This is a genomic window from Paraburkholderia sediminicola (genome assembly GCF_046027825.1).
GTDB classification, from domain to species: Bacteria; Pseudomonadota; Gammaproteobacteria; order Burkholderiales; family Burkholderiaceae; genus Paraburkholderia; species Paraburkholderia sediminicola_D.
In genome coordinates this window covers 1-16,760 of record NZ_JAQQDU010000095.1, presented here as the reverse complement: position 1 = coordinate 16,760, position 16,760 = coordinate 1, and the positions used below count along the sequence as shown (strand labels likewise).

Below are 16,760 nucleotides of genomic sequence, written 5' to 3'. Positions count from 1 at the left end.
GACACCCTTCACGCTCGGGGGCGACTGTTACTGGTCAATGAGCTGTTCACGAACGCAGCACAGTACTTGCAAGATATTGATGTACGGCCTGAATGGCGGCGGCCCCCTCTCCCACGGCGGCCGCCACTCTCTTGACGGAGCTGCTCCGGACGTCACCGGCGGAAAAGATGCCGGGCCGGCTTGTCTCGAGATCATGCGGTGGCCGATCTTCTGTCCAGGCGTCGCCAGTATCGGCGCCTGTCAGCACAAAGCCGTCCTTGTCCAGGGCGACACAATCGCCAAGCCACCGGGTATTGGGCTCGGCGCCAAGAAACAGGAAAACGTGCCGGATGGGCCTGGTTTCAATCTGCCCCTGCCGATCCCACTTTATCGCCTCAAGTTTCGATTCCCCGCATAGTTCGACGATCTGTGTCTTCGTGTGAAGCGTGATGTTGGCCGTCGCGTTGATCCGTCGGATCAAGTATGCCGACATGCTTGCACTGAGTTTGTCGCCGCGAATAACGACGTGGACATGACGCGCGAACCTCGCAAGAAATACCGCAGCCTGTCCGGCCGAATTTCCGCCGCCGACCACAATCACCTCTTCGTTGTCGCAGAACGCGCCCTCCATGAAAGTCGCACTGTAGTAGATGCCGCGGCCTTCGAAATGCTCAAGACGGAAAAGGTCCGGCTTTCGATAGCGCGCGCCGGTGGCAATGACGACAGCACGGGCGTACACGCACTCGTCATGGTTCAGGCCGATGTGAAACGATTGGCTGTCCGTGCAGTCGATCGTCAGTGCCTCGATGGGAACGCCGACCTCGGCGCCGAACTTGCGGCATTGAGACAGGCCGCGGCCGGCCAGCGCCTGGCCGGATATGCCAGTCGGAAAACCAAAGTAATTCTCGATCTTCGAACTGGTGCCGGCCTGCCCTCCCGGCGCTTTGGCATCCAGAACCGCCACCTTCAATCCCTCTGATGCGGCGTATACCGCGGCCGCGAGCCCCGCGGGCCCCGCACCCACCACAACAAGGTCGAAGTGCTCGCCATTGAGCCGGTCCGGACTCAGGCCAATTGCATCGGCGACGGCCCTGTGACTAGGTTGCCTCAGCACGACCCCTTGCAACGTGATCACAACCGGAAGGTCGGTTTCCGTTGCGCCATAGCGCGTCAGCAATTCCCTGGCCTCGGCGTGCTGGACGATATCGAAGTAGGCCGAGGGTTGACCGTTGCGGCTCAGGAAGTGACGCAGGCGCAGCGTAGGGGCGGAGGTCGTACTGCCAATCACCATCACGCCGACTTGTTGCCCCTGGATGAAAGCGACCCGGCGCAGGATATAGGCGCGCATGATCGTTTCGCTTAACTCCGCTTCAGCAATCACGAGCGCGTGGAGTGATTCCTCATCGATGACGATGACCTCGCAATCGGTAAGGGCGCGTGTCGTTGCCACCGCGGCCCGGCCAGCGAGCGTGCCAACCTCGCCGGTGAAACTGCCGGGGCCGTGAACGCTCAGTGATCGGGCGCCCTGAACGGACCCTCTGCTCGCCTCGATCGTTCCGGAAAGAATGGCGTACATCCCGGTGTGCCGGTCGCCTTCGGAATAGAGAATGTCGTTGGCTTTCAGCTTGCGCCGCTCGCCATATCGCTCCAGGATCGCCAGTTGCGTTTCGTCCAGCGTGGGATAGACCTGATGGTGGCGGCTGCCGCCTGACGACAGATCGTTGGGCTTGCCTGAAGAGGCTTTGTTCATCGCGAACTCCGTCACGTCAACACGCGGTCGTCAAGGAACTACTGTATTCACTGTCGGTATGATATCTCCGGTTGCGACACGCAATCGAGCGGCCACCCAATAAGCGACCGCCCAATGCGCGCCAGTTCAACACGCACCCGTTCAGGCAGCGGCTTTTTGTGGGGCGTCGACGGGCAATTCAGGGATGTCACGGTCAGACTGCGGCACAGAGCCGAGCCGGCGATGGACGTCATGCGTCACGAAGCCCTGTTCGCGACTCGGCACATCGAACCACTCCCGATGCGCAAACGAATCACGGATGTCGTCGAGACCGCTTTCCCAATGTTCGCGCATCGTGTCGACGCTGAACTCGTAATCTTTGTAATGCCCCTCATAAGGCTTGTTCTTGTAGATGAGGTGCACCACGTTGATTGCACTACCGTCGGCCGCCTCTTCAGCGAGACGGAATAGCGGATCGGTCCTGAGCAGATCGGCTGGAACATGCGCGAGCAGTTCCTTGATGAAGCGTGCATGCTTCTGACGATCCGCCAGCATGTTGGTCACCGCGCGCGTGCGGCTCGAATACTGGATGTCTTTGGCACGCTCGGACACGTCGAGGAAGTCTCCCGGTGCGTTGCCTCGCGCGCTCCACAAATCGACCTGAAAAATCAGCGCGTCCTTGTGCTCGGCATCGCGAAGCACTTCGGTCAGCGGCGTGTTGGAAACGAGGCCTCCGTCCCAGTAGTATTCGCCGTCGATCTCCACCGCCGGAAAACCTGGCGGCAACGCCCCCGACGCCATGAAATGCTCCGGCCGCAGGCGCATTTTCGTGTTGTCGAAGTACACGAGGTTGCCGGTCCGCACGTTCACCGCACCCACCGAAACCCGGATGTCGCCATCATTGATGCGATCGAAATCGGCGAACTTCAACAACGTTTCCTTCAGCGCGGCCGTGTCGTAGTAGCTGACCGCGTTGGGGATCTGCTTGCCGAAACCCGCCATCGGCAAGGGCACACGCGGAGAGAAAAATCCCGGCTGACCCTCCGTCAACGCGCGCCCGGCCGCCCACATGCTGGCCCACTTGCGCGACAGGTCTGGCAGCCCAAGTCCGGGCAGCGTCCACGCGCCCAGACCACCGAGCCAGTCCGCCGGATGGCAGATCGAATTCCAGAAGCCGCGCAACGCTTCCACACGGTTCTCCGGCGCATTACCGGCAATGATCGCGGTGTTCAGCGCGCCAATCGAGACGCCGGCGATCCAGTGCGGTTGCACACCGGCCTCGGCCATACCCTCGTAGACGCCGGCCTGATACGACCCAAGCGCGCCGCCGCCCTGAAGCACCAGGGCAATTTCGTCGTAGCGCGGCAGCGCGAATGCATCCGGCTGCCGGTCAGTTGTTTTTGTGCTGCTGCGCATACGCGACCCCTTATTGCATTGACCAGCCGTGGCTGACGATCACCGATTGGCCGGTCAGCGCAGACGATTCGAAGCCCGCAAGGAAGGCGACCGTATTGGCCACATCCTCGACCGTGGTGAATTCACCATCGACCGTTTCCTTGAGCATCACGTTCTTGACGACTTCTTCTTCGGAGATACCCAGCGCCTTCGCCTGTTCGGGAATCTGCTTGTCGACGAGCGGCGTGCGCACAAAGCCCGGACACACCACATTCGCCCGCACGCCGCGCGGGCCGCCTTCCTTCGCGACCACCCTGGCGAGCCCCAGCAAACCATGCTTGGCCGTCACATAGGCGGACTTGAGCTTGGACGCTTCGTGCGAATGCACCGAGCCCATATAGACGATCGAGCCGCCCTTGCCGCCCGCGTACATATGTTTGATCGCCGCCTTCGTTGTGAGGAAGGCACCGTCCAGGTGGATCGCCAGCATCTTCTTCCAGTCGGAAAACGCGTACTCCTCAATGGGTGCGACGATCTGGATACCCGCGTTCGACACGAGCACATCGATGCTGCCCAACTCCTGCACCGCGCGTTCAATGCCGCTATTCACCGCTTCTTCGTTGGTCACATCCATGGCGACTGCCAGCGCCTTGCCGCCTGCTTCCACGATGCTGTTTGCCACCTTTTGCGCGTTCTCGAGATTCAGGTCGGCGATCACCACCGCGGCGCCGAGACTCGCGAGTTTGCGTGCGCACTGCTCACCAATACCGCTTGCTGCGCCGGTCACCAGCGCGACTTTATTGTTCAATGACATGTTGCTGTCCCTATCGATTGACTGATCGTTATAGATTGACCGCGAGCTTCATGCTCTCGCTCTCGTTCTCGCTCGTGGCCAGATAATCGAGCGCGACCTCGCCGATATCCAGCGTGAGATTGGCGATCACATGCCGCGCGCCGACCACCCGCTTCACCGGCAGATCGGCGACCGGCGCCAACGCGTGCGGATGCAGTTCGAGCGCGGCTGGGCCCGACCACGCGCCGAGCACGCTCACGTCGCGCAGGAAGAAGCGGACGAGCTCACACACGCGCGCCGTACCGTCAACGTGCGGAAGCACTTTCAACAGGTAATTCGGCGTCTCCGCAAGCTTCTTGCGCTCAACCTCGATGTCGAGGGGCACATGCTTGAAACCCATCGTGCCCGTTGCGATACGTTGTGTGCCGTAGTCAAGCGTGCCGAGCAGCGTGTCGTTGCCATCGACGCTCAAGGTCGGCTTGGCCAGCTTCTTCGGAAACCCCCAGATCTCGCGGCCACCGGCGATCGGGCCTTCGTCATCGAGGTACATCGAATGCGTGTAGTTGGCGAGACGCCCTTGCTGGTCGCGCACCGAGATGACCTGCCCGCTTTCGGTGTAGTCACCAAAGCCCGACGAGTCCGGCATGCGAATGAATTCGTAATGAACGAGATCATTTTCCGGATGCAGCGGCTCCGGCACGATGGCGCGCAGCGCATCGAAATCGGTCTCGTATGAAATGATGAAGTATTCCCGGTTGATGAAGCGGTACGGCGGCCGGGGGTAAGCGGGATTGTGAACAGGCATCGCAAAGGCGTCTTTGCGGATCGAAGCGAGATTCATGAGACTCCTTTATGACAGGCGGCGCATGCAGCACCGGACCGGTGCAATGGTAGAGGCAATGCTTAGACGAGATGTACAACTGTTTCCCAAAACACTGTTAACCAGAACGCAACACTGTCGCTGGAACTTTCGCCGGGTCATGCAACTCAGTGCACGTTCAAATACGATCCGCCAACGGCATGGCAAGCAAAATCATGGCGGGTTCGGCGGAATCGTTTCTCAACGCGCGCGCTTCACCCGGGGCCAATCGACATGAGTCGTACCTGTGGAGCGTCGTTTCATGGTCTTCGGTGCAGACGACAATCTCGCCTTCCAGCACAACGTAGTGCTTCTCCAGCGGGGACGCCGAGAGCGACGTGTGACCGCCGGGCTCAATGGTCGACACGCCGATCCAAAGTGTGTCAGCAGGGCCGGCCTCGTACCCCTGAAGCCTCACACAGCGCATCTGATAGTGATGCGCGGGGTGGTATTCGGGGGCTTCGTTAAATCGCGTCACGTTCATGGCTTAAGCAAGACTCCTTAAGTTACGACCTCAAGCGACGGGTCAGCACAGTCGACTCGCGTTCGAACGTGTGTTCCGCCTTCTCGCGGTACCTCACATGCTATTTCCCTGGATCAGTTGAAAAGGCAAGGATGACAATCGTCGCGGCGCGTTGTGTCAGTCGTGTGTCACGCCATGCTTGCCGAAGGTTGACGATAACCAGGCCCAGAACCCAATGCGATCAACCGAACCAATTTGCCTGATTGCACGCGGGGAATAATCCGCTAGATATTCAATACGACCGGTTTGGAGAACAGATCGATGCGCGCTCACCAATCTGAACATCGCCAATAATCGAGGTGCCATGCGCGACGAATACGGTTCGATGAACTGACGGCGTCCCGAACTGCCGGGCATCCTGATCCTCGCTCATTTCACCAACCCCAGTTGCTCGCGGGCCTCCCGTGGCGTCGCAATCTCGCCACCGAGCGACAACACGATCTCCCGGGCCCGCGCCACCAGTACCGCGTTAGTTTCAGCCAGCACGCCTTTGGAGAGGTAGATGTTGTCTTCGAGGCCGACACGCACGTGCCCACCCGCGAGCCATGCCTGGGCGACCATGGGAAATTCTGCGCGGCCAATGCCGAAGGCCGACCACGCCGCACCCCGCGGAAGGAAGTTACGGGCATACAGCAGCGTTTCCGGCGTCGCGGCGAAGCCGTACTTCACGCCAAGCACAAGCGTCCAGAGTCCCGGTCCATCGAGCACGCCCTCCTTGATCAGATCCAGCGCGAGGTGCAAGTCACCGGAGTCAAAAATTTCGAGCTCCGGCTTGACGCCGGCTTCGCGTATCACACTCGCCATGCGTCGAACGTTCTTCGACGTATTGATCACCACGTCGCCGCCTGAATTCATCGTATTCAGGTCGAGGCTGCAGATATCGGGTTTCAACGCAGCGATGTGTTCGACCCGTCTTTCCGGGGGCAGCAGCGTCGTCCCCGGCGCCGCTACCTTGGGGTCGTCGTCGCTCGGAATAAAGCGCCCTCCCGGACCCGTAGTCAGATTGATGATCAGTTCGGGATCGACCGAGCGGATGCGGTCAATGACCTGACGGTACAGGTCGATCTCCATTGACGGCCGGCCGGTTTGCGGCTCGCGCACGTGAATGTGAACGACGGCGGCGCCGGCTTGCGCCGCTTCCAGTGCAGAGGTTGCAATCTGTTGCGGCGTAATAGGCAGGCCGGGATGCTGCTCCGGTTTCGTCAGGTTGCCGGTCACGGCGCAGGTGATGATGGTTTTACGTTCATGCATGATGGGTCTCGCTTAAGTCCAAGTTCAAGTTCAAGCTCAAGCTCAGTTCAGCCGCCGGCCGCCATCGACCACGATCGTGACGCCCGTGCTGAATTTCAAATGGGTCGCGCACGCTTCGATCGCCGCGGCAATATCGTCAGGCGTGCCGATGCGTCCGAGTGGTGTGGTCGCAGCGACCTTGTCGTTGAAGTCCGCGCCCCGTCCAGGCACAAAGCTCGTGTCGACGACACCCGGGGACACATTCAGAACCCGGATTCGCGGGGCGAGCGCCCGCGCCAGCGACGCGGCCATCACATCGAGCCCGGCCTTGGCCGCGCAGTAGGCAATGTTGCTCCCCACGCCCGTGCTCGCGGAAATCGACGACACGTTCACGACCAGACCGTCACCCGATTCGTCGAGCAGAGAGCGAAAGGCCCGAATGGCCGCGAACTGCGCGCGCCAGTGGACCCTCATGATTTCATCGATGAGTTCGTCGGTCAGCGCATCCAGGTCGGCATGTTTGACAGGCTTGGTAAAGCCGGCCGTATTGACGAGGATGTCCGCCCGCCCAAACTGGGCCTTGACGCGACCCGCGAGGTCGGCAAGCGAAGCGCTGTCGGTAATCGCCGTGACTGCGGCCAGGTGACCGCTTCCCGGCAACGAATCGACCACATGCTGCGCCTTGGCGACGTCGGACTGACTTGTGACGACGACAGTGGCGCCGGCGCTGGCGAGCCGGGTTGCCGTAGCGGCACCGATGCCACCCGTACCGCCCAGAATGACCGCCACTTTTCCTTCGAGATCCTTGGACACGTAAATCTCCGCTTTATTTGATGGGGGGTGTCGGGTACGTCGGCGTACCCTCAGCCAGCACAAAATCGTATTCGAGTGTGTAGTACGGTCCTGTCACGTCCGCGTCGGGAGCCTTGCCGTCTTCGTGTAGTGCGAATCTGCCGACCAGCGAGCGGTTCACGCCGAACACGACATCTGAGCCGAGATATTCCGAGTCGTCGGCAAAGACCTGACTGACGAGCGTTTCGTACCCTTCGGCGATGACGACGAAGTGAATATGAGCGGGCCGGTACGGATGCCGGTGCTGCTCCGCCAGCAGCACGCCCACGGGACCATGCGTGGGGACCGGATAACCAGCAGGTCTGACGGAACGGAAGCGGAAGTAACCGTCGGCATCGGTCCTGAAGCGGCCACGCAGATTCATATCGGGCTGGTCAGGATCCTGATTTTCGTAAAGACCCACCGGCGACGCCTGCCACACGTCAACCGAGGCATTCGCGACTGGCCGCTGTGCCCGATCGACCACACGGCCACGCACGAACAGCGGTGCACCGGGCGAGTCTTCAGCGACAATGCACTCGCCGTCGCCGTATTCAGGGGAATTGCCGCGATAGAACGGCCCGAGCAGCGCGCCGGGCGTGCGGTCGGTCTTGTCCATCGTATTGAGCAACGTGACCAGTGTCGAGAAGCCCAGCACATCGGCGCACAACACGACTTCGTTGTGATCGTCTACCGTGGCCTGGCCAATCGCTTTAACGAACTCGATGCCCTGCTCGAACTCCCGGTCCGTCAATCTGACTTCCCGGAAGAACGCGTGGGCGTGCCGGACCAGCGCATCGACGATCTCCTTGAGCCGGGCGTCATCGGTTCGGCTCATTGCAGCCAGCACCACCTCGGTAATCGACTCAGCGTCGTCCGCGATACTGTCCAGATGGGATAAATCAGTCATACGAGTCTCCGAATAGGCTTAGCCATCTGAAACGTGGCTTCATCGCACTTGCCTCACGATGGCGTTGATAAAGCGCTTGAAATTGGATTCGATGGATTTTGCGAGGCCATACGTGGATGCTAGCGACTCAGGGAAAGCGCGGCGGACAACCACTTTCGAGTTTCTGCCAGCCGAGGGTTATCGCCTGGTTGCCAGTCGCTTGACGACGGAGCGCCGTAGCCCGCTCCCCGGGAATGATCCTGCGTCTTCGCCGCAGACGAGAACGCGCTCACCCTCCCCCAATGCCTTGATGAGAAACACGCTCGTTGCCAATTGCTCGCCGCTTTTTGGTGGTGATCTTTTATTGGCGAATACTGGACAACAGGGCGGCCGCGATGAAAAAAAGCCCGCGCATCACGCGAACGTGACGGACTTACGCTCAACCAGCACAATCACGGGTTCACTGCTGTCGCCCTGGAATCACGTGGGTCATGAAGCTGGCTATCCGACCAGCCCCCGCCAAGGTCGCCGATCAGCGATACGGCATCGAGCAGGCGCTGCTGCTGTACGCTCAGCGCGGTTTGCTGATCGTTCAACTGGGTCGTCTGGGCGGTGGCCACGGTCGTGTAATCCACGGTGCCGGCCTGGTATTCGTTGAACGCGATCTCGGTGCCGCGAGTCGCGTCGCGCACGGCGGTGTCCAGCACGTCGGCCTGCTGGGCGAGAATCCGCAACCCGGAGAGGTCGTTCTCGACATTCTCAAACGCGGTCAACACCGTGCCACGGTAGTTGGCAAGAGAGGCCTCATACGCGGCCCTGGCCGCCGCCACCTCGCCGCCACGCTCACCGCCATCGAACAGCGTCTCAGTGGCGCTCCCGCCCAGCGACCACACATGATTGGCGATGTGCAGCAGGCCGGCCAACGGCGACTGCGTAAAGCCGTCCAGCGCCGACAGCGAAATGTTCGGGTAGTACGCCGCCACCGCAACGCCGATCGCCGCGTTCGCCGCGGCCATCTGGCGTTCCGCGGTGGAAATGTCCGGCCGCCGCTGCAGCAGGGTCGAGGGCACGCCGGTCGGAATCGTGGGCAGTGTCGGCAACGCCGTGCTGTGAGGAATGGACAGGTCTTCCGGATTCTTGCCCACCAGCACCGCAATTGCGTGCCCATACTGGGCCCGCGCGACGCCGAGCGCGATCAGGCTGGACTGGGCGTTCTCAAGCTGGGTGCGCGCAGTGATCAGGTTGGACGGCGGCACCGTGCCCGCCTGATCCTGATCGGCGACGACGCGCAGATACCCCTGGTAGGCGTCGACCGTGTGCTGCAGCAGGTCGATGTTGGCGTCGGTGATGCGGAGTTCGATCACCGCGGTGGCGAGCGCGGTCTGCTCGGAGAGCGTGGCATTGGCGAGCGTCGCTTCGCTCGCCTGGGCGGTCGCGGCGTTCTCTTCGATGTTACGGCGCACCTGCCCCCACAGATCAGGCGCCCAGCTCACATTGCCTTCGAGCGAGCCTGAGTTATTCACCGACTGAAAATTGCCGAATCCGGCATTGGCGCTGGCACTGCTGGTTGCACTGCGCTGCCGGGTCACCGAGCCGGTGGCACTGAGAGTAGGAAACAGCGCACTGCGCGCGACGCGCACCTCTGCCAGAGCCTGCTGGTAGTTGGCGTAGTCCTGACGCACGGTCTGGTTGGACACGGACACCATCGGCTCAAGCTGATCCAGCAGCGGATCGTTAAAACCGGTCCACCAGTCGCCCTTCGGCCCCTCGGCGGCGGGCTCGGCCTGCGTCCATCCAGGCGGCAACTCCAGGTACGTCGCCGGCACGGGCACCGGCGGCCGGTGGTAGTCAGGGCCGACCATGCAACCACTCACCAGCAAGGCGACGATCGCGGCCAGAGGGGTGCGGGGAGTGTTCATCTTCATGCTCTCGTATCCGTTCGGCGGTTCCACGGCAAGCCGTCGGACCACCTGGCAATCCTGAAACGCAGGCGGTCGAGGTAAAGGTAGATCACCGGTGTCGTGTACAACGTGAAGACCTGACTCACGATCAGACCTCCCATCACGGTGACGCCCAGTGGCTGGCGCAGCGACGCGCCCTGCCCGATGCCTATCGCCAACGGTACCGCGCCGAGGACGGCCGCGGCGGTGGTCATCATGATCGGCCGCAGACGCACCACGGCGGCTTCGTGAATGGCCCGCCTCGCGTCCATCCCTTCATTGCGTTGTAACTGGATAGCAACGTCCACCATCATGATCCCGTTTTTCTTGACGATGCCGATCAGCAAAATGATGCCGATCAGCGCGATCACCGAAAACGGCGTGCCGAAGACGAGCAAGGCGAGCGTCGCGCCGATTCCGGCCGATGGCAACGTGGACAGGATGGTCAGCGGATGGATCGTGTTCTCGTAGAGTACGCCCAGCACGATATAGACGACGACCAGGGCGGCCAGGATCAGCAGCGGCACGGTACCCATCGACTGCGCGTAGGCCTGCGCCGCGCCGGCGAATGCGCCGTGAACCGAGGCCGGCATGTCGATGTCCTGCTCGGCTTTCTTGATGATCTCGCCCGCCTGGCTGAGCGAGCCGCCGCCCGGCAGATTGAACGAGATAGTCCCGGCCACGAGGCCGCTCTGATGGTTGACCTGCGTCGCGGTGTGGCTGTTGGCGTAGGTCAACATGGTCGGAAGCGGCACCATCGTTTCGGCCGCGGTGCTGTCCGCGCTGCCGCTGGAATTGCCGCCCTTGCTGTTGGAAATGCTATTGGTGAGCTGATTGGCTTCGGCGTCGGCGTTCAGCGCGTTTGTGTTGCTGCTGGTACTTTGCGCCGTGCTCACGGCCACGGCCTGCTTGGGCGCGGTGACGGTGCCGCCCGGCATCTGGGTCTGCTGCGTACCGTTCGCGTTACCTGCCGCCGTGCTCAGGAAAATCTGGTCGAGGGTTTGCGGATACTGCCAGTATTGCGGCGCCACTTCCATCACCACGAAGTATTGATTGAGCGCGTTATAAATCGTCGACACCGTGCGTTGGCCGAATGCGTCGTAGAGCACGTTGTCGATCTGGTTCGGCTGGAAACCGTAGCGCGTCGCGGTCGCGCGGCTGATATTGAGGTAGGTTTGCAGACCGTTTTGCTGCAGATCCGAGTTGACGTCGAGCAGTTGCCCGCGGTACTTGCCGAGTTCGGTCACGAGCTTGGGCACCCACTTGAACAACGCGTCAGCATCGTCGCTGGTCAGTGTGTATTGATACTCGGCCGCTGCCTGCCGGCCGCCGATCTGCAAGTCCTGCTGGGCCTGCAGGAAGAGTCGCGCGCCCGATACCGCATTCAGTTTTGGCCGCAGGCGGTTAACCACCTGGGTAGCCGATAAATGACGCTGAGCCAATGGCTTGAGTTCGATGAAGACGTTGGCGCTGTTGAGTGCCCGACCGCCAGTGAAGCCCGCGACGGAGGCCACTGCGGGGTCTTGCTGGACGATCGACTGCAACTGCGCGAGCTTCTTTTCCATCGCCGGAAACGAGATGCTTTGATCGGCGATAATCTGCCCGATCAGGATGCCGGTGTCCTGCTCCGGGAAAAAGGTGGCCGGCAACAATCTGAACAGGAACACGTTGAGCACGAGCAGCACGATCAACATGAGGCCAATCAATAGCGAGTGGTCGAGCACGGCGTCCAGCGAGCGCGAGTAGGCATTCTTGAAGCGCTCGAACTGCGCTTCTAACCAGCTCGCCCAGCGCGCCTGCGAGTGCTTCGCATGCTGATGGCTCAGCACATACGCGCACATGGTCGGCGTAATCGTCAAAGAGATCAGCAGCGAAAACAGAATCGCGATGGACAGCGTCACCGCGAATTCATGAAACAGCAAGCCGACAATGCCCGGCATCAACAGGATCGGCAGGAACACCGCGATCAGCGACAGGCTCATCGAGATGACCGTGAAACCCACCTCGGCGCTGCCGCGCAACGCGGCCTCTTTCGGATCGAGGCCCGCTTCGAGGTGGCGCACGATGTTCTCCAGCACCACCACCGCATCGTCGACCACGAAGCCGGTGCCGATCGTCAGCGCCATCAGCGAGAGGTTGTCGATGCTGTAGCCGAGCAGGTACATCGGCCCGAACGTGCCGATGATCGACAGCGGCAAGGCGACCGCGGGGATCAGCGTCGCGCGCGGCGAAAGCAGGAACACGAAGACCACGCCGACCACCAGCAGCACGGCGATGAAGAGCGTGCGCTCGGTATCGCCCACCGAGGCCCTGACCGATTCGGAGCGGTCGATCGCCACGTTGACGCGGATGGCGCTCGGCAACGCCGCCTCGATCGAAGGCAGGCGTGCCTGGATCTGCGCGACAGTCTTGACGACATTGCTGCCCGGCATCGGATAGACGATCACGAGCACGGACGACTTGCTGTTGTACAGCCCCGCGTTGCGAATGTTTTCGTTCGAGTCGATCACCTGGGCGACATCGCGCAGCAGCACCGGTGCACCGTCGCGGTACGCGATGATGACGTCACGGTAGGGCGCGGCCTTGCTGATCTGATCGTTGGACAGGATCTCGTAACGCTGCTCGCCCTGGTCGATGTGCCCCTTCGCGCTGTTGGCGTTCGCGGCGCCAATCGCCGCGCGCACGTCTTCGAGCCCGATGCCGTAGCTGCTGAGCTTGCCCGGTTGCAACTCGACCCGCACCGAGGGCAACGCGCCGCCGCCCAGCGTGATTTGCCCGACACCGTCGACCTGGGAGAGTTGCTGCTGGATCACCGAATCGGCGGAATCGTAGAGCTGCGCCTTGGTGAGGGTGTCCGACGTCAACGCGAGCACCATGATCGGTGCTCCCGCCGGGTTGTACTGGCGGTAGGTCGGGTTGGCGCGCAGCGTGGTCGGCAGGTCGGCGCGGGCGGCCTGGATCGCCGCTTCGACGTCGCGGGCGGCGCCGTTGATATCCCGGTTCAGCCCGAACACGATGACGATCATCGACGAGCCGACATAGTTGGTCGAGGTCAGCTGGCTCACGTCGGCGATCGTGGCGAGCCGGCGCTCCAGCGGCTCGGCCACCGTGGAAGCCATGATTTCCGGGCTGGCGCCCGCCATGTTTGCCTGCACCACGATGACCGGATAGGCGATGTTCGGCAGCGGCGCAACCGGCAGCCGGAAATAGGCGAGCACGCCCGACAGCAGGATCGCGACCGCCAGCAAGGTGGTCGCGACAGGCCGCCGGATGAACAGCGCCGAGATGTTCACGGCGCGCTCCTCGCTGCGCGATCAGCGGCCCTCTGGCGCACACGCTGGGCAATCCGGTCGAAACAGAGGTAGATCACCGGCGTTGTGAACAGCGTCAGCATCTGGCTCAAGGTCAGGCCGCCGATGATCGCGAGACCGAGCGGCCGGCGCAGTTCCGAACCCGTGCCGGTGCCGAGCAGCATCGGCAACGCGCCGAGCATGGCCGCGAGCGTCGTCATCAGGATCGGCCGGAAGCGCAACAGCGAGGCCTCGAAGATCGCGTCGCGCGGCGACTTGCCGTGGTTGCGCTCGGCGTCGAGCGCGAAGTCCACCATCATGATCGCGTTCTTCTTGACGATGCCGATCAGCAGCACGATGCCGATAATGCCGATCACGTCCAGATCGCTGCCCGCGATCATCAGCGCGAGCAAGGCGCCGATGCCGGCGGACGGCAAGGTGGACAGGATCGTCACCGGATGGATGTAGCTCTCATAGAGCACGCCCAGCACGATGTAAACAGCGACCAGCGCCGCGACCAGCAGATACACCTCGCTCTGCAAGGAATCCTCAAACGCCTGGGCCGCGCCCTGGAAAGAGGACGTAATCGACGGCGGCAGATTCACCGCCTGCTCGGCCTTGCGGATCTGGTCCACCGCCGTGCTCAACGAGGCATCCTTCGCCAGATTGAACGAAATGGTGACAGCAGGGAACTGGGCCAGATGACTGATCACGAGCGGGGACTTCGTGACCTTGATCGTGGCGATCCCCTTGAGCGGCACCTGGCCGGTGCTGCTGGTCTGGCTGGGCAGATACAGGTTGCCGAGCGAATCCAGATCGGACAGCGCCTCGGGCTTGGCCACCAGAATGACCCGGTACTGATCGGACTGCTCGAAGATGGTCGAGACGATGCGCTGGCCGAGCGCATCGTAGAGCGCGTTGTCGATGGTCGCGGCCGTGATGCCGTAGCGCGCGGCCAGTTGCCGGTTGACCTCGACATTGACGCTCAGGCCCAGCGTATTCAGATCGCTGGTCACGTCGGTAATCGCGGCAATCTGCTTCATCCGCCCAATCAGCGCGGGCACGTACTGGTCGAACGCCTGCTGGTTCGGGCCGCGCAACACGAACTTGTACTGGTTCGGCGAGACGGTGGTGTCGAGCGTGAGATCCTGCTCGGGCTGGAGATAAAGCTTGATGCCCGGTACGTCGGCCACCTCCTGCTGCAGGCGCCGGACGATCTGCTGCGCGTTCAGCGAGCGGTCGTCTCGAGCCTTCAGATTGATCAGGAAGCGGCCGTTGTTCAGCGTGGGATTGGTCCCGTCGATGCCCACGTAGGAGGTGACCGAGGTGACGTTGGGGTCCTTGAGAATGGCCTCGGCCAGCGCCGCCTGGCGCACCGCCATTGCCGTGTAGGACACCGAGTTGTCAGCGACGCTTATACCCTGGATCACGCCGACGTCCTGCACCGGAAACAAGCCCTTGGGAATCACGATATACAGGACCGCCGTGAGCACCACGGTGCCGACCGCCACCAGCAATGTGAGGGTCTGGTGATCGAGCACCCAGCGCAGCCCGCGTTCATAGCCTGAGAGTGTCTTGTTGAACAGGCCTTCGCTGATACGCTCAAACCGGCTTGGGTGCCGTTGCGCCTGGGCGCGCAAAATACGCGCGCAGAGCATCGGCACCACCGTCAGCGAGACCACTGCCGATATAACGATAGTGACCGCGAGGGTGACCGCGAATTCGCTGAACAGCCGCCCGATCACCCCACCCATGAACAGCAACGGGATCAGCACCGCGATCAGCGAGATGGTCAGCGACAGAATCGTGAAGCCGATCTGTCCGGCGCCTTCGAGGGCCGCCTCCAGCGGGCTCATCCCCTCCTCCAGATAACGCACGACGTTCTCGATCATCACGATCGAGTCGTCGACCACGAAACCGGTGGCGATGATCAGCGCCATCAGCGAGAGGTTGTCGATCGAGTAATTGAGCTCGTACATCACCGCCAGCGTGCCGATCAGCGAAACCGGCACCGAGATGCTGGGGATGATGGTCGCCGGCACGTTGCGCAGGAATACGAAGATCACCAGCACCACCAGCACCACCGCCAGCACCAGCTCAAAGGCCGCGTCGGAGACCGACGAGCGAATCACCCCCGTGCTGTCCGAGACGACGGTGACCTGCATGCCCGCCGGCAGCGTGGATTCCAGCGCGGGCAACTGCTTCATGATCTGGTTGACCGTGGCGATCACGTTCGCCCCCGGCTGACGCTGCACGTTGAGGATGATCGCCGGCGTGTGGTTGTACCAGGCGCCCCGCTCGACGTCCTGCGGGGCCTGGGTGGCCCGCGCGACATCGCGCAGGAACACCGGCGCGCCGTTCTGGTAAGCGACCACCGTATCCAGATAATCCTTCGGGTCGACGATCTGGTCGTTCGCGTTGATCGTGTAGTCCAGCTCCGGACCGTCGAAATTGCCTTTAGGCTGACTGACGTTGACGTTGGCAAGCAGCGTGCGCAAATCGTCGAGGTTCAGACCGTAGGCGGCCAGCTTCTGCGGGTCCGCCTCTACCCTGACCGCCGGCACATTGCCGCCGGCGAGACCAACGAGGCCCACGCCCGGCACCTCGGAGATTTTTGTGGCAAGCCGGTTGTTGGCCGCGTCCTCCAGTTGGGTCAGCGACATTGACTTCGATGTCACCGCCAGGGTCAGGATAGGCTGGTCCGCGGGGTTCACCTTCGCGTAGGTCGGCGGCGCCGGCAGACCGCTCGGCAGGTAGCTGTTGGACGCGTTGATCGCCTGCTGAACGTTCTGCTCGGCGATGTCGAGACTCAGCGAGAGATCGAACTGCAAGGTGATGACCGACGCCCCTTCCGAGCTATAGGAAATCATCTGTTGCAGGCCGGGAATCTCCCCCAACTGCACTTCAAGCGGCGCAGTCACGGTGGTGGCCATCACGTCCGGGCTCGCACCGGGATAGAAGGTCTGCACCTGGATCGTCGGGTAGTCGACGGCGGGTAGCGAGGAGACCGGCAGAAAGCGCACCGAGACCAGCCCCACCAGCACAAGGGCGATCATCAGCAGCGAGGTGGCTACTGGCCGAAGAATGAAGAGACGGGAGAGATTCATCAGCTCGTCGTCCGCCGTGGTTTACGGGGCTTGCGAGGCTTGCGCGGCGCTGGCCGGCGTCTTCTGCCGGTGCGCCTGGGACGCAGCCCCCCCCCGAAAACCCCGCGCCGCCCCCCCCCCCGGGCGCCCGCGCGGGGGGGGGGGGCCCCGCTCGGGGGGGGGGCGTCACGGGTTTTCTTGGCGGGGCGGGGGGGG

Annotated in this window: 11 protein-coding genes; all 11 read right to left on the bottom strand. The window is 62.3% G+C overall.

Annotated features, from left to right (window positions below; genetic code table 11):
- Positions 1 to 46: 46 nt before the first annotated feature.
- The 11 genes from PQQ96_RS34150 to PQQ96_RS34100 all read right to left on the bottom strand — a co-directional run bounded on the left by PQQ96_RS34150 (position 47) and on the right by PQQ96_RS34100 (position 16,565).
- The gene (locus PQQ96_RS34150) at positions 47 to 1,729 is read right to left on the bottom strand and encodes an FAD-dependent oxidoreductase (protein WP_408300695.1); all 1,683 of its coding nucleotides are present in this window, start codon (positions 1,727 to 1,729) and stop codon (positions 47 to 49) included.
- 141 nt (positions 1,730 to 1,870) lie between these two features.
- Positions 1,871 to 3,124, bottom strand: coding sequence for a DUF3734 domain-containing protein (locus PQQ96_RS34145; RefSeq protein ID WP_408300693.1), 1,254 nt, complete (start codon positions 3,122 to 3,124; stop codon positions 1,871 to 1,873).
- 10 nt (positions 3,125 to 3,134) lie between these two features.
- Positions 3,135 to 3,917 (bottom strand): 3-hydroxybutyrate dehydrogenase, encoded by a 783-nt coding sequence (locus PQQ96_RS34140; protein WP_172313633.1) that lies wholly within the window; start codon positions 3,915 to 3,917, stop codon positions 3,135 to 3,137.
- Positions 3,918 to 3,945: 28 nt separating this feature from the next.
- Entirely contained in the window at positions 3,946 to 4,737 is a 792-nt protein-coding gene (locus tag PQQ96_RS34135; protein ID WP_408300691.1) for an acetoacetate decarboxylase, read from the bottom strand.
- 157 nt (positions 4,738 to 4,894) lie between these two features.
- Entirely contained in the window at positions 4,895 to 5,239 is a 345-nt protein-coding gene (locus PQQ96_RS34130; protein WP_408300689.1) for a cupin domain-containing protein, read from the bottom strand.
- 408 nt (positions 5,240 to 5,647) lie between these two features.
- Positions 5,648 to 6,529: a beta-keto acid cleavage family enzyme gene (locus tag PQQ96_RS34125; protein WP_408300687.1), complete on the bottom strand. Its 882-nt coding sequence runs from the start codon at positions 6,527 to 6,529 to the stop codon at positions 5,648 to 5,650.
- A 42-nt stretch (positions 6,530 to 6,571) separates the two neighbouring features.
- On the bottom strand, positions 6,572 to 7,321 hold the full coding sequence (locus tag PQQ96_RS34120; protein ID WP_408300685.1) for an SDR family NAD(P)-dependent oxidoreductase: 750 nt from the start codon (positions 7,319 to 7,321) through the stop codon (positions 6,572 to 6,574).
- A 13-nt stretch (positions 7,322 to 7,334) separates the two neighbouring features.
- Complete coding sequence (locus PQQ96_RS34115) at positions 7,335 to 8,249, bottom strand: dioxygenase family protein (protein ID WP_408300683.1); 915 nt, start codon at positions 8,247 to 8,249, stop codon at positions 7,335 to 7,337.
- A gap of 431 nt (positions 8,250 to 8,680) precedes the next feature.
- Positions 8,681 to 10,147 carry an efflux transporter outer membrane subunit gene (locus PQQ96_RS34110; protein ID WP_408300722.1) on the bottom strand — a complete coding sequence of 489 codons (1,467 nt, stop codon included), beginning with the start codon at positions 10,145 to 10,147 and terminating at the stop codon, positions 8,681 to 8,683.
- A 2-nt stretch (positions 10,148 to 10,149) separates the two neighbouring features.
- The gene (locus PQQ96_RS34105) at positions 10,150 to 13,461 is read right to left on the bottom strand and encodes an efflux RND transporter permease subunit (protein WP_408300681.1); all 3,312 of its coding nucleotides are present in this window, start codon (positions 13,459 to 13,461) and stop codon (positions 10,150 to 10,152) included.
- Positions 13,458 to 16,565: an efflux RND transporter permease subunit gene (locus tag PQQ96_RS34100; RefSeq protein ID WP_408300680.1), complete on the bottom strand. Its 3,108-nt coding sequence runs from the start codon at positions 16,563 to 16,565 to the stop codon at positions 13,458 to 13,460. Before PQQ96_RS34100 ends, PQQ96_RS34105 begins: the two co-directional genes overlap by 4 nt.
- Positions 16,566 to 16,760: the final 195 nt, after the last annotated feature.